Source organism: Lysinibacillus sp. NPDC095746 (assembly GCF_044763535.1).
Classification (GTDB): domain Bacteria; phylum Bacillota; class Bacilli; order Bacillales_A; family Planococcaceae; genus Lysinibacillus.
This window is the reverse complement of sequence record NZ_JBIWGL010000001.1, coordinates 96,502-110,001: the sequence shown is the minus strand read 5'-3', so window position 1 is coordinate 110,001 and position 13,500 is coordinate 96,502. Positions and strand designations below refer to the sequence as shown.

General features: G+C 35.0%; 17 protein-coding genes. 11 read left to right on the top strand and 6 right to left on the bottom strand.

Translation table 11 applies throughout. The features are described 5' to 3' along the window. Positions 1 to 66 precede the first annotated feature (66 nt). The gene (locus tag ACIQ7N_RS00560; RefSeq protein WP_049666523.1) at positions 67 to 258 is read right to left on the bottom strand and encodes a hypothetical protein; all 192 of its coding nucleotides are present in this window, start codon (positions 256 to 258) and stop codon (positions 67 to 69) included. Between the two features lie 448 nt (positions 259 to 706). Continuing rightward, entirely contained in the window at positions 707 to 1,900 is a 1,194-nt protein-coding gene (locus ACIQ7N_RS00555; RefSeq protein WP_402929520.1) for a pyridoxal-phosphate-dependent aminotransferase family protein, read from the bottom strand. 186 nt (positions 1,901 to 2,086) lie between these two features. Between ACIQ7N_RS00555 and ACIQ7N_RS00550 the strand changes: the two genes are divergently transcribed. Next, positions 2,087 to 3,169 (top strand): DUF1835 domain-containing protein, encoded by a 1,083-nt coding sequence (locus ACIQ7N_RS00550; protein WP_402929518.1) that lies wholly within the window; start codon positions 2,087 to 2,089, stop codon positions 3,167 to 3,169. Between the two features lie 57 nt (positions 3,170 to 3,226). Here the strand turns inward: ACIQ7N_RS00550 and ACIQ7N_RS00545 are convergent, their stop codons facing one another. Beyond that, positions 3,227 to 3,718 carry a hypothetical protein gene (locus tag ACIQ7N_RS00545; protein ID WP_248718555.1) on the bottom strand — a complete coding sequence of 164 codons (492 nt, stop codon included), beginning with the start codon at positions 3,716 to 3,718 and terminating at the stop codon, positions 3,227 to 3,229. 389 nt (positions 3,719 to 4,107) lie between these two features. On the opposite strand from ACIQ7N_RS00545, the gene ACIQ7N_RS00540 reads away from it, so the two are divergent. The 5 genes from ACIQ7N_RS00540 to ACIQ7N_RS00520 all read left to right on the top strand — a co-directional run bounded on the left by ACIQ7N_RS00540 (position 4,108) and on the right by ACIQ7N_RS00520 (position 6,803). Next, positions 4,108 to 4,794, top strand: coding sequence for a nuclease-related domain-containing protein (locus ACIQ7N_RS00540; RefSeq protein ID WP_248718556.1), 687 nt, complete (start codon positions 4,108 to 4,110; stop codon positions 4,792 to 4,794). Between the two features lie 24 nt (positions 4,795 to 4,818). Further along, positions 4,819 to 5,142: a pyrophosphohydrolase domain-containing protein gene (locus tag ACIQ7N_RS00535; RefSeq protein WP_402929925.1), complete on the top strand. Its 324-nt coding sequence runs from the start codon at positions 4,819 to 4,821 to the stop codon at positions 5,140 to 5,142. An 8-nt stretch (positions 5,143 to 5,150) separates the two neighbouring features. Continuing rightward, positions 5,151 to 6,152, top strand: coding sequence for an HNH endonuclease signature motif containing protein (locus ACIQ7N_RS00530; RefSeq protein WP_402929515.1), 1,002 nt, complete (start codon positions 5,151 to 5,153; stop codon positions 6,150 to 6,152). Positions 6,153 to 6,295: 143 nt separating this feature from the next. Continuing rightward, on the top strand, positions 6,296 to 6,523 hold the full coding sequence (locus tag ACIQ7N_RS00525) for a YdbC family protein (protein ID WP_248718557.1): 228 nt from the start codon (positions 6,296 to 6,298) through the stop codon (positions 6,521 to 6,523). Positions 6,524 to 6,695: 172 nt separating this feature from the next. Continuing rightward, complete coding sequence (locus ACIQ7N_RS00520) at positions 6,696 to 6,803, top strand: putative holin-like toxin (RefSeq protein WP_220443510.1); 108 nt, start codon at positions 6,696 to 6,698, stop codon at positions 6,801 to 6,803. 213 nt (positions 6,804 to 7,016) lie between these two features. Here the strand turns inward: ACIQ7N_RS00520 and ACIQ7N_RS00515 are convergent, their stop codons facing one another. Together ACIQ7N_RS00515 and ACIQ7N_RS00510 are read right to left on the bottom strand one after the other, a co-directional pair. Next, positions 7,017 to 7,610, bottom strand: coding sequence for a nitroreductase family protein (locus ACIQ7N_RS00515; protein ID WP_402929923.1), 594 nt, complete (start codon positions 7,608 to 7,610; stop codon positions 7,017 to 7,019). 234 nt (positions 7,611 to 7,844) lie between these two features. Next, positions 7,845 to 9,089, bottom strand: a complete 1,245-nt coding sequence (locus ACIQ7N_RS00510; protein WP_402929512.1) for a ferredoxin reductase family protein — start codon at positions 9,087 to 9,089, stop codon at positions 7,845 to 7,847. Positions 9,090 to 9,290: 201 nt separating this feature from the next. Here ACIQ7N_RS00510 and ACIQ7N_RS00505 point away from each other — a divergent pair, with 201 nt between their 5' ends. Then, complete coding sequence (locus tag ACIQ7N_RS00505; RefSeq protein WP_402929510.1) at positions 9,291 to 9,779, top strand: metal-dependent hydrolase; 489 nt, start codon at positions 9,291 to 9,293, stop codon at positions 9,777 to 9,779. Positions 9,780 to 9,836: 57 nt separating this feature from the next. On the opposite strand, the gene ACIQ7N_RS00500 is transcribed toward ACIQ7N_RS00505, so the two are convergent. Further along, a complete protein-coding gene (locus tag ACIQ7N_RS00500) occupies positions 9,837 to 10,658 on the bottom strand; it encodes a squalene/phytoene synthase family protein (RefSeq protein ID WP_402929508.1) in 822 nt (273 codons plus the stop codon). A 784-nt stretch (positions 10,659 to 11,442) separates the two neighbouring features. Between ACIQ7N_RS00500 and coaW the strand changes: the two genes are divergently transcribed. The 4 genes from coaW (at position 11,443) to ACIQ7N_RS00480 (ending at position 13,496) form a co-directional block, all read left to right on the top strand. Then, positions 11,443 to 12,279: a type II pantothenate kinase gene (gene coaW, locus ACIQ7N_RS00495; RefSeq protein ID WP_142508241.1), complete on the top strand. Its 837-nt coding sequence runs from the start codon at positions 11,443 to 11,445 to the stop codon at positions 12,277 to 12,279. Positions 12,280 to 12,672: 393 nt separating this feature from the next. Continuing rightward, positions 12,673 to 12,909, top strand: coding sequence for a hypothetical protein (locus ACIQ7N_RS00490; RefSeq protein ID WP_400719611.1), 237 nt, complete (start codon positions 12,673 to 12,675; stop codon positions 12,907 to 12,909). A 21-nt stretch (positions 12,910 to 12,930) separates the two neighbouring features. Next, positions 12,931 to 13,074: a hypothetical protein gene (locus ACIQ7N_RS00485; RefSeq protein ID WP_185903432.1), complete on the top strand. Its 144-nt coding sequence runs from the start codon at positions 12,931 to 12,933 to the stop codon at positions 13,072 to 13,074. 95 nt (positions 13,075 to 13,169) lie between these two features. Beyond that, positions 13,170 to 13,496: a DUF3889 domain-containing protein gene (locus ACIQ7N_RS00480; protein WP_402929506.1), complete on the top strand. Its 327-nt coding sequence runs from the start codon at positions 13,170 to 13,172 to the stop codon at positions 13,494 to 13,496. Positions 13,497 to 13,500: the final 4 nt, after the last annotated feature.

Below are 13,500 nucleotides of genomic sequence, written 5' to 3'. Positions count from 1 at the left end.
GTTCGTTAATAAGAAAATGCAAGAATGCTATCGGAATCAGCATTCTTGCGTTTATTACTTTTAAAGTTATTTATATAAATAGTCCAACGCTTGATAATCTTGCTGATAGCGTCCACCGTCTGCTACTTCAGCGTGATATAAAGCTTTTAAAGCATAATTTTTTTGCAAATCCATTTCGGACATTAACTCTTTTAGGCGATCATGTAATTCACGGTTTTCTTTCACAAGTTGCTGCATTTGTGGTTTAAAATATTTCATACTGTCTAACTCCTCAATTTATAACGTGCTTATTAGTATAACACTTTTAGCTTTTGAACATGCACTCATATTCATAATTCGAGTCGATCATGCCGTGAAGTACTGGCCGAAATTGCAATTTTACTTAGGTATATCGTTCTCTGACGATTTCAATGCTTGTTTATGAACTTTTGATTTAATGACAGGTATACTTGATGAGATCAATGTTGAAGATATTGGGATGTTTAGTCTAAAAGGATTTTTTAAACTGAACATTTCTTCTTGTTCAGTAATCGCCCTCGTTTCTGAATTACGTTATCTCCTAAATATCCCGTTCTGTTTTACTTTTTTACGTAATAAACAAACTTCCAAATCCATACATAGATTTGGAAGTTTAAATCTTTATCCCATTTATCAAGCAATAAGAGGAAGAATAATTACCGATATAATCCTAATTGGTGAAGACAAATCACATCTGTGGGGAAAGTTTCACTTTATCGTGGCATTGTTTTCGCTGAGCGGTTAAAAATACTTCCTGTGCTGCCCGTACACCTGCACCTGGCTCAAAGTCATATTCAAAGTCTTGAAGTGCTGCTTCCATTAAAGAAACTGCTTGTAAAATATCACTTGGGAAACAATAGCCCATATGGCCGAATCTAAAAATTTCACCTTGCAAATGGCCGAGGCCACCAGCGAAATCTAAATGATATTGTTGTTTTAAATGTGCCAAGAAGTTACCGAGTGCAATCCCTTTTGGTGCCATAATCGCTGTAATGGTCGGAGAAGCATGCTCATCCGTAGTTAGAAGCTCAATATGAAGGGCATTCATCGCATGACGTACCATGTTTTTCATTAGTTCATGGCGGGCAACTGTATGTTCAAAGCCTCCTTCTTCCTCTATAAGGTTACAAACCTCATGAAGTCCAGAAATAAGTGTCACAGTAGGCGTGTTTGGCGTCATCCCTTTTTCTGCCCAGCTACGATAGCTTAATAGGTTTAAATAATAGGACGGTGTATTGTTTTCTTCAATAACGTTCCAAGCCCTATCACTAACGCTGACAAGAGAAAGTCCTGGAGGTAGCATCATCGCTTTTTGAGATCCAGTAACAAGAATATCAATTCCCCAGGCATCCATTTCAGCTGGAGCTCCACCTATGCAACTTACACCATCGACAATACACAATGCATCTGTTTCCTCACGTACAACTTGTGCTAATTCAGCAATTGGGTTTAAGATACCAGTCGAAGTTTCATTGTATGTGACAAAAACAGCTTTAATATCTTTCAACGGTTGCAAAAATTCTCGTAGTTCCTTAGCTGTGCAAGCTTGTCCCCATTCTTTTTCAAGCTTATGTACATGAAAGCCATATTTCTCACAAATCGAAACAAAATAGTCTCCGAATGCTCCAACAGTGATCACAACAACATTTTCACCGGCAGAAACAGTGTTAACCGCAGCGGCCTCTAAAGCTGCTGTACCACCTGATGGAAGAAGTAAAATTTCTTGCTTTGTCCCGAAAATAGGTTTTACTAATTCAATTGTTTCACGGTAAAGTGTTACAAATTCATTGCTTCGATGACTAATAATATCGCGATTCATTGCAAGCTGAACCTTTTTAGGAATTGGCGTAGGTCCTGGATGTCTTAAAATATTTTCATACACAATCATCAAACCCCTTTGTATTAAAAAATTGAAATTCGAAATTTTCTAACTATAATATAGCATATTTTTTCTGTTATCTAACTTATTTTTCAAAATTTGATAGATCGAGTGTCGTAGGAGAGTAGAAAATACAGCTGATTAGTTCCTAATTTTTGTATGGTAAAATTTTTATAGAAGGGGGTCTAAGTGTTGGAATCGAAAGTAAAGTATCCATATATTTATTTTTTGCTGGAATCAAATATAGTTTTTGTCTATCGAATTAAAACACATAATTATTTGAACGCATCGGATTTGATAGAAAGGAGTGAATGGGAGGTTTATGAATTACAGCATCATGTTCAATTTGAAGCATTCAACCATGAAGAAAGTAAAGCAATTGACGGGTGGAGGTTGTGGTTTGAGCAACATAACTTAAGCGACATCGTAGAAATTATCAATGACTGTATTCAAAAACATTGTTCTGTGGATCAACGAATAACAACACAGGCTGTTCATATTGTGAGCTCTGAATCTGCAGCTGGCTCAGTGAGAGTAGCACTTGCACCATCAAAACATGTGATTGGATTCCCAGATTGCTTTTCAATTGGACCATTGTGGAAGCTAGAGGAGAAAAGAGGTCAAACATCCCGAAACAATTGGTTATTTGAAAATATTAACGATGGACAGGAAGATGTTTATCAAAATAAGTTTACAAATACTTTGCGTGAAATAGAAGATATTTCGAATCATATTCCTATCTATATTTGGTATGGTAATAATGCCGATGAACAATGCGGGCTTCGTTTTTTCCTCTATTTATTGCGAGATAAATCAAATGAGATTTTTCTTATTAATACAACAGAACAGAGTAAGGCTAATTGTGCGACAAGCCATCTTAGTTCACAGCAATTAGCGCAGCTTTTTATGAACATGGAAGAAAAAAAGCCATTAACTATCCAGGAGCGTCGTATGTTCCAAAATGAATGGGAAACATTATCGCAAACTAACGATATTCTGCGCTTATGGACTAATAATGGAATAAAAGGGGTACCAGAAAATTATTTTGATCCACTTATTATAGAGACGATAGAAAGGCTACATAGTGAACAAGCAACAACAGATTTTATCAAGACAGGGGCAGTGATTGCGGAACTCTTACCTTTGATTGAAGAGCTTCCTAGTGTCTTCTTTTTAGAATCTAGAATAAGATTTTTAGTCTATAGTGGGGTGCTCGCATTAAAAGGTATTCCTAAGTCCATAAGACATTATAGTGTAAAATTACGTGAATAACTAGAAAACCTCTTTCACCTAAAATGGTGTAAAGAGGTTTTTGTACGGGCATATGTATTATGCAACGAAAGGTTTATTCATTTTTAGTAAGCCATAGATCGAATAGAATAGTCCTAATGTGATGAACGATAAAATCGTATAAAGTACAGCTTTCCCAGTTCCACCAGTCCAACGATAGAAAAGACGATATGTGAAATAGAAAATAAAGCCAAGAAGACCTATTGAAGCAATCACATCTAGAAACAGAAACGGAATAAATGAAACAAATACCAATACAGCATAAATAATAGCATTTTTCATTGCTGCTGCTCGAACTGTTGCGTCATTATCACCCTTTGCTGTTAATAAGAAAAGGTTATAAATACCAATAATCGGAATCCAAGCAATGTAAGCCAGTTTGCTAAAGCCATTTACTTTAGATGCCTGGTAATAAATAAGTGAACTAATGACATAGCTTGCAATACTTAGCAATGCAATACAAATTAACATAATAATGAGAAATTCCAAATCTAAATCATCGAAATCATTGTAATATGAAGAATCGTACATAAGAAAACCCCCTTTCAAAAAAATACTTCATAATAATAACAATACTAAAGTCATATATCTACAGTTAATTTTATCCGGAATTTAATGTTAATGATGTATTTGTACTATTCCGATAGATGTAAAAATTGTATTAATGATAATTTCTAATAAATGAATGATTGGAACAAAAAAGGGGTTAGCAAAGGGTAGTAGATGTCACCAAAAAAACAGTGTTTAAACAGATAGCTTCCAAAAAACATTCAAACTAAAATGCTACAAGAAACTATTTTGATGAAAAATTGAGTACTAATGTAAAAAATCCTAAAAATATCCATGATAATATTGGTATAATAGTTTTAGGATTTTTGGCTTATTGAGGTAAAAGAAACAATAGATAGGGGAGTATGTTTATGCTAATTATAATTTTAATATCGATAGTGATAAGCTTTTACTTTATGGAAAAACATTATCGGAAAAGTGTCTATTATAAACAGACAAAAAATAATTACTTTGCAGTTAAACTAAATAAAGGGAGAAATGGTGAGTACTTAACATCGAAGATTATTGAACGGCATGCCTTACAAAGTCATAGACAATTATTAAATGTCTATATTCCAAAAAGAAATTCAGATGAATTAACGGAGATTGATTTACTTTATATTGATCGAACTGGTCTTTATGTAATTGAGTCAAAAAACTATAGTGGTTGGATTTTTGGTAATGAAACACAACAACAATGGACACAAACGATGCCGAATAAGAAAAAATATAAATTTTTCAATCCAATCCGTCAAAATGCTACGCATATCCGTGCAATTCAAGATTTTTTAGACCTCCCGAAAGATGCAATTCATTCAGTCATTGTTTTTAGTGAACGCTGTACATTAAAAAAAGTGGTAGTAACTTCCCAAAATGTTCATGTTATAAAACGAGAGAATGTTGGGCGTTTTATCCAAACACAAAAGCAAACTGCAAAACAGTTTTTCTCTCAAGACGATATTCAAGCAATTTACAATAAGCTTGTACCTCAAATGCAAGTATCCAATGAAGTCAAAAAACAACATATTCAAACGATTCAGCAGAAATATGGAAAATAATCTTATGTAAAGGGGACAGTTGGCATACCAATATACAATAAATTAGTACGTGATTTAATTCCTCAAATAATTGAAGAGAATGGTAAAAAATGTAGCATAAGAGTATTAGAACAAGGAGAACACTTAGAGGAAATAAAAGTGAAAATGCAAGAAGAAGCATTAGAATTTCTAGAGGCAGCCTCACCAAAAGAGGCCGTTGAGGAACTTGCGGATATTTTAGAATTAGTACATACAGCTATACAAATGTACGACGTGCCCTATGAACAATTAGAACAAATACGTACTCAGAAGAAGAGCAAATGCGGAGGCTTTGCGAAAGGTATATATTTAGTTGAGGTGAAGGAGTAGGAATAAGCATGTCGCATGATTTAAAGGTCGGTGAAATACGCGAACAATATGTAACTGAGGATCAGATTTGGCATCATCTAAATAATTTTTACTATCGTTCATCAGTCGCAACTTCTTATAAGTATGTGTTTTTTAAAGCATTGCTTGAAGATTTATACAATGTAGATGAAAAGTTAATACTCAGTTATGATCAAATATTTTATTCTTTCACAAATATATATTGGAATCTTGTAATTCATCACGAGTTAGCACAATCGCCAAATAAAAATAAACCAGCTCGTGCCCAAACAATTTTACAGAAATACGCTATTGACAATGCGATCCCTCCCGAATGGCAATTCGATCAGCTTTTAGATTCGTTGCAACTAAAAATCGTCAATGAGGTGAAGCGTGATTGTAAGCAGAACGTGATCGGCGCATTTTACGGAGATACAGCAGGGGTATTCTATGAATTTGACATCAAACATGCACATTTTCGTTTCAACAATCCTGTCTATCAATTCATGAAAAAATACCAGCGGGTTTTAACAAATCTAACAAATTATCATTTAGCCAAATATCTCGAAAAAGTGAATGAAGTCACAAGTACAATGGCTTTGCTTTCGAAAATAGAAGTTATTTCAAAGCGCAGTTCTTTAGAGGCATTTTACAAGGTTCTTACACAATTTGAACAAAATCGATGCTTCTATTGTAATTGTGATTTATCAACTAATCGCCGAAAAACACATGTAGATCACTTCATTCCGTGGAGCTTTGTTCAAAATGATAATTTATGGAATTTAGTGTTGGCGTGTAATGATTGTAACTTACAAAAAAGTGACAAAATCACAACTAAATTTTATTTAGAGTCCATGCTTGAAAGAAATCATAATTTAGTGTCAATTATTAGAGAACCAACTTATTTTTATACATATGAAAATAACAAGCTTGTAGATTTATATGATTACTCAATAATGAACGGATATACGACGTTATGGGAACCAAGGAAGGTACACAAGGTAAAAAATTAATTTTATGACGGAATAACACAAGATTAATTCTGATGGATTTTACGTTTCTTAAGAAGTGTAATTATTGCAAGTATTGTCACGTTTGATAATCCTATTATTTCAAGATATAGTTCTTATTACAGATACAATAAGGAGGAATGAATATGGCTGAAATTAAATACGAAATTGTTGAAACAGTTGCGGTATTATCGGAAGGCAATAAAGGCTGGAAAAAAGAATTGAATTTAATTAGCTGGAATGGTCGTGAGCCGAAATACGATATTAGAGATTGGTCGGAAGATCGTACAAAGATGGGGAAGGGTGTTACGTTGTCACTGTCGGAATTACAGCTTTTGAAAGAGTCATTAGCTAAATTGTCAGACTTGGATTAATGTACAGAGCAACTTTTTAGAGTCTTTTGACTAATTATGTAAGTGAGTAGCAATTTTAAATTTTCTGGGGATTTTCCATAGAATATATTTCGTAAAATTGTTAGACTAAACATTAGCAACAATTCATAATGCAGGTGGCGGCTGAACTCCCTTTTGAAGGGGGGTGAGGCGGATGACAGTATTTGAAGCATTCAGTTTGATTGTGCAGTGTAGCCTTTTGCTAATTGCAGTACTGACACTGATGCTTAGCATTATTGTCTCTCAAAATAAAAAGAAATAGCCACCCTGCCGGCTAAGTAAGGTGGCTATTGCTAAAACTTTAACTTGGTCAGCCGCCATTGTTGCGGCATGAATGTTGCTTTGACTGGATGTTGACGCATCCAGTCTTTTTTATTCTATATTTAGTGTATCATATTTATTCGAAAAAGAACATTTTTCTTCATTTTAGCGAGCATTTTAAGCCATACGAAATTGATACAGTCTTTCTCTTGGATTAAATGAATTTTGCGATGTCATTTAGCGCTAAACGAGATGAGCCGTAAGCTGGTGCTGCTGCTTTTCCGATAGCGATTAAGACAATTGGCACTAGATTATCTGTTAATGCAAAGTGCTTCGCAAAAGCCTCTTTATTGAAGCCACCCATTGTAACCGTATCATAGCCCATATCTTTTGCTAAAAGCATGATTTGCATAGAAATTAAGCCTGCATCAAATGTAGCTATATTTTTTAGAACTTCTGTAGGAAGGTTTGAATAAATCTTTAATGAATTTTCAATCATCATGTTTTTTGTTGCTTCGTCCATATAGCCAAGCTCGACGTTTTTTGAATAGATTTCTTCAACATTATTGTACATTGCAGTATCGCCTAATACCGCAATGATGGCAGACGCAGTTTCTACTTGCTCCTGGTTATTTGCAATTAAACGTAGTTCCTTTTTAACTTCCTCATCTTGGATCACTAAAAAGCGCCAAGGTTGTAAATTACTTGATGATGGAGCGGTTGTTGCCATCACAAGTAACTCCTCTAAATCTGATTGAGGAATTTTATAATTAGCTTCATATTTACGAACAGATTTACGATCATGCATTACTTTATTTAAATAACTTATTGGTGTAGTCAAGTCAAAATATCTCCTTTATTTTTGATGAGATTTTACTATACGATATACTTTTCGGAATTCCAAGTAAATTGCTCGAAATTGATTAACTTCTTTCAGCGGGTGTCTAAACAGCTGCGCTACGCTTTCGCGCAAAAAACATGTGTTGACCTAAAGCCTCCGCGGATTTCGGACGCGATGATGCCGGGGCATAATCGATAATTATTACTTAAATTTAAATGTCTCGAAGTCAACGTTTATATCTTTATTGTGGGATTTCAATTGCTTGGCAAAATGTTTTAGCATTTTTTCGGGGCCACACATAAAAATACTTGTATGTGAGGGCACTGGAAAATTTTCGAATGAAAGCCTGTCCATTTGGGTAGTATCAATAAAGTTCACTTTGAATTGTTGATTAGTTATTGCATACTCCTGTAAAAAATCTTTATAGATAGCATTGTTTTGACCATGGTAAGTGTAAAATAACTCAATATCACGATCCAATGGTTGTGATTGCAAATAAGATAAAAATGGAGTAATACCTATACCGCCAGCTATCCAAACTTGTTGCTGTGTTCCATTTTCAAAGTTTAAATGACCATAAGGACCATCGAGTGTGATTGGTGTATTCAGTTGAACTGAATCATATACTTTTTTTGTGAAATCACCAACCGCCTTTATAGTGACAAATAATTTTTTTCCATCGCCACCTGAAATTGAAAAGGGATGAGGCGCCTTTTCTATGCCATCTTGCAAAATTTTGATAAAAATAAATTGTCCATGACGAAAGGGGAGGCTTCTTTCAAGAGTTAGCTCCAGTTCAATAACATTGGAGCCCATTTTCTTGATTCCTGTAATGTTGCCTGTATATTTGAAAAACATATCCTGATACATCGTCAACATATATAATGCTGACATAAATCCAATAGTTGTAGTTATTGCTGTGAAAATTCCTAAAGGTGTAGGCTGCAATAAATCGTATCTGCTTGAAAAATAGGCATGATAAATTCCAAATGTATATGGAATAAGCATTAACCGATGAAAGATCCGCCAATGCTCATATTTTAGAAATTTAGCAAAAAGCGCAATGACAATTAACGCTATGAAACCATATTGACCAAGTGATCCTAGTTCTTTCGCAAATTCGCTGAGTGAAGTTCTTTGTACTTTATCCCAGTGGGGGACCAGATCTTGTAATTGACCATGAATAACCACTAATACTAGTGAAAGAATGGCTAAAGATTTATGATAAAAATAAACATTTTCTAGACCATGGAACCAACGCTCAAACATTTTCATTCTTGTTGCTAGCAAAAAGACAAGGAAGAAGCCTGTAATGGCCATGCCTCCAATGATGTGACTGAGCCTGTTAACTGACTGGATAGGTTCTATAGGTGTAGCGAAAGACCACAGTAAAGCACTACTACTCATTATTAGTATGATAAACAAAATTCCTTTGATAGATTTCATAAATAACCTCCAATATTCATTTTTATCTCTAAATATCCTATATATACAATAAGAGGCTGAAATGTTTCTGAATTTGATAGGAAAGTTAATTTCGTTAACAAAAAAGGGATTATACGTTCGGAATATATGTTCCCTTTTGTGCTGGAGTGTGTTAAATTAAGAAGGATAAAAATATAGAGATATAAGGAGCAGAAGTAAATAATGCAAGGGAATACACATATTATCGGGGGCATCACTGCTAGCCTTGCTTTTGCACAAATTTCTAATGATAATCCACTTGTTTTAGTAGGAGCGGGCGTTATCGGTGCATTACTTCCAGATATTTGCCATGGGGGCAGCAAAATCGGGAGGAAGTTTCCCGTTATTTCAAAGATCGTCAATACTTTGTTTGGACATCGTTCATTTACACATAGTTTGCTTTTTTTATTTCTAGTAGGGATGTTACTACATACGTTTATACCTTACGAATCCATTTCACTAGGCATTTTATTAGGGATGGCAAGTCATGTTTTCCTTGATATGGGCACTAAGAAGGGTGTTAAGCTGTTCTTCCCAGTATCCATTTCAATACGTCTACCAATGACTATAAAAACGGGTAGTAAAGCTGAAAAGGTAGTATTTATGTTGTTAACGATGCTTTCAATCTTTTTTAGTTATGAAATGATTGTTAATCTAGTTCAGTCCGTATAACTAAAACAGCCCCAGTACGGGAATTTCTCATACTGGGGCTGTTTTATGGTGTAAGTTTTAGTCAGCCTGTACCTCTTCGACTGTTTGTTCTACTTCTGCTCGTGACATTTTTTCACGACCTTCTTGCATTGCCTTCAATGTTTTATGGGCTAATGCAAGTGGTAGACGGCAGAATAATAATACAGTACGTTTATTAATATCTTTCATATAAAGATCCGCTTTCGCGAGATTTTCCTCCGCATATGCAAATAAATCTTCACGAGTCCAGCCATCAGGAACGAAACTTACTCCGCGCTCGTCCATATCCTCATGCTGATTGCGTAAAATATTGACTGCTTGGAGACCACGGCCATAGCCAATAGCTAAATCGCGATCTGTTTGAATGTCAGCACCCCACGCCCAAAGCTCAGACAGCATTGTCCCAACAAGCCCTGCAACGTAGTATGTATAATCATCTAAATCCTCTCGCGTATGCACCTGCCAGTTTGCTTTTGCCCATTTTGCCATCCCAAACGCCATTTCACTTGTTGAAGCTTGGACAATTTTACGGGAGCCTTCAGGACAAAACGTTAGCCAATCTGCTAAACGAAGAGATACTTCAGGTAGCTGATCTACATATGGCGCTAATAATGCTTCATAGGCTTCAGCATTAAATGATTCCTTTAATAACTCACTTGTTGCATTAAGTAAATCGAATTTTACGTCATTAGAAAGGTTTTCATGATCCTCAATTTCATCTATGGCACGCATTGCTAAATACGCGGCTGCCACAGACAATTTTAAATCGTTTTTTAAAAAAGTAATCGGTATATAAAAAGTGCGACTAGTTTCCTTTAAAACTTGCATCGCTTCTTTATAAAGTTTTTTTTGATCTTTCACTTGTATTCCTCCGTTCAAATGGTCACACATCTATAGTATATCGTATCGTAAAAGTGATGAAAGATAAAACAGATTGTTCAATTTATAATCAACTATTTTCAAATGGTATAAATTAAGACAAAGTGGGGATAAATAACGAATAAAGAGATTGTAATTTTTATAGGTAGGGACAGGCACGCAAAATTGATTCCGGGAAGCAAACTAGTGATTTTGGAGGATATCAGCTAATCCCTTAACCAGTTCATAGGACATACTTTTTTTAGTTTTATCGGAACACTTTCAGGAATTAGCGCTCAACTTTTAATTTTTAACGATATACACTTGCTAGAATCGATAATGAACTAAGTGTCATTGCATTTTCAGTTCTTTTGTGTTTTTATAGTAGAATAATGTTAAAGTTATAAAATTGCGACGAAAATCGTGTGATTAATAGAAAAAAATTGATATTTTTCGTCTTTTTTTCATGAAAGTTTGCTAAGTTATTGCACATTTATTTCAACAGCGTTAAAGTTTAGGAAGGACAGAGATACAACTTCACTTTTCGAGTAATTGCTGCTGACGCTTCGCTTTCGCGCAGAAGACATTTGTAGCAGTTGATTTGCTTTCGGTACTGAAATACAATACATCGGATTTTGGCACAATAACTCCTTGCAAAATCCGTGATATTTGTGGAGGCATGAACGATATTCAACTGGCTTCTAATCGCCTCTTGAATACAAGCAAAATCTAGTATATATCTCACCATCTGAAATAGAGATTGTACGTAAAGTCAAAGGAGAATGGTATGCCAAAGGCTATAGGTATTGATGCAGGCGGAACATTGACAAAAGTTGCTTATTTAGATGAGCATAATGAGCTCGTTTTAATAACTTTCCCGTCAAATGATTTGCTAGCAGTGCAAAATTGGATTATTAATCATCCAGATATTGAGGATATTGGTGTTACGGGAGGGCGTACAGAACAATTACTGGATGTCATCAAAACAATGAAATCGATTCATTATATAGTAGAGTTTGAAGCCACATTGAAGGGCGTTCGATTTTTATTGCATAAAGAGGGCTACTTCTTTGAGAGAAGTATGATTACTAATATTGGTACTGGTACTTCAATTCATTATATGGAAGATAATACGCATGTTCGTGTTGGTGGTACAGGCGTTGGTGGTGGAACATTGATTGGATTGTCAGCGCTTACAACTGGCATCACGGATTACAATGAAATAAGAGAACTGGCCTCTAAGGGTAATCGCGAAGAAATTGATTTACTAGTAAAGGATATTTATCAAGGGATGGACACACCTATTGATGGGCAACTGACAGCTAGTAATTTTGGGAAAGTTGGTATTACAGAATCCATCAAACATCCAACAGAAGATATTATTGCAACTGTACAAGGACTAGTAGGTGAGGTTATTACCACACTTAGTATTCAATATGCTGAAGAAAAAAATGCTCAACATATCGTTTATATTGGCTCAACTTTAAGTAATAATGATCATCTTACACGTGTTATTGCCAATTACACTCGTACGAAAAAGCATACACCCGTCTTTATTAATGACCACGGTTTTTCAGGTGCAGTTGGTGCATTATTAAATATAACTGAATATACGATTGTCTAAATACAATGTGCATTACTAATTAAAGTTAGTGATGTACATTTTTTTTATCTTTATTCAGTAGAAGAGTTCTACCTATAAGAAGGATGAAAACAGAGCGACTGAAAGAAGAGCTGAACGAATCAGATGTGGTTCGTTTTTTCCAAACACCTACTGTAAAAGACGCCACATCCTGCGGCAATTTGTCTGTGCGAAAGCGAAAACAACAACAACAACACACGACTGTGTGACCAACTTCATGCCGCTTTCGCGTATGTTGGCCCAAAGCCTCATTCGGACGCAATTATGCCAAGGCGAAAATTGATTGGACTGGAAACCTTTTAGTAATGCCTGCAGTTATCCCCAAAGCATAAAACCTTTTATCCTGAGCACATTACATGTAGGAGGTGAATATCCGTGGCCAATAGAAACACCAATAGAAACAACAAAAACAACAATAAAACAATGAATGTGAGAACGCATAATCCTTTTGATACCTACAAAAAAATAGACCTCGATAAATCAAATAGTAATAACAATAACCCGAATGACAATCTCAATGAAGAATTCGCTGCAGAATTTGATGCGAAAGCCAAAAATAAAGATAATAAAACGAACCATAAGAAAAATCAGCAGTCCAACAAAAATAAATAACCGAAATTGGAGGCTTAAATAATGGCAAAGAAAAATAAAACGAGCTTCAAAAAGAAAAAGAAAGAAGATACACATAAAAGAAATGATCGTGAAGAATATTCAGCAGAATTTAATCAAGTAATTCATAACAATCCTCAACAACCAAAACAATCCAGTAAAAGATAATGAAAATTGCTCCTTAAGGTTGAGAATGCTTAAGGAGCACTTATTTTTTGCTGTTTTGGCTACTTTATACCCAAAAAATTGAAAGGTTGATGAACTTGCGAAAATTTTATGTGAAACTTGGCATTTTTCTTGTCTTGTTTACTGTATTCATCACTCCAACGATTACTTATGCTCAACAGGGAATTCCAGCTCATGCTCTATGGGGAAAAGTAGTGATAAAAGAGACACACGCAAAATACCCTCAAGCAAAAATCCTCGATTATTTGTATGAGGGAAGCGAGGTTGTTGAAGATGCCACTATTGAAAAATTTAAACTTTTGCTAAAACAAAGTGACAAGGAATTCGGTGTACATGTTCGAATTAAATATGACACCAATACAAAGAAAGTAGTGAAAATTGAATTCCAAGAAACCACTCCATAAAATA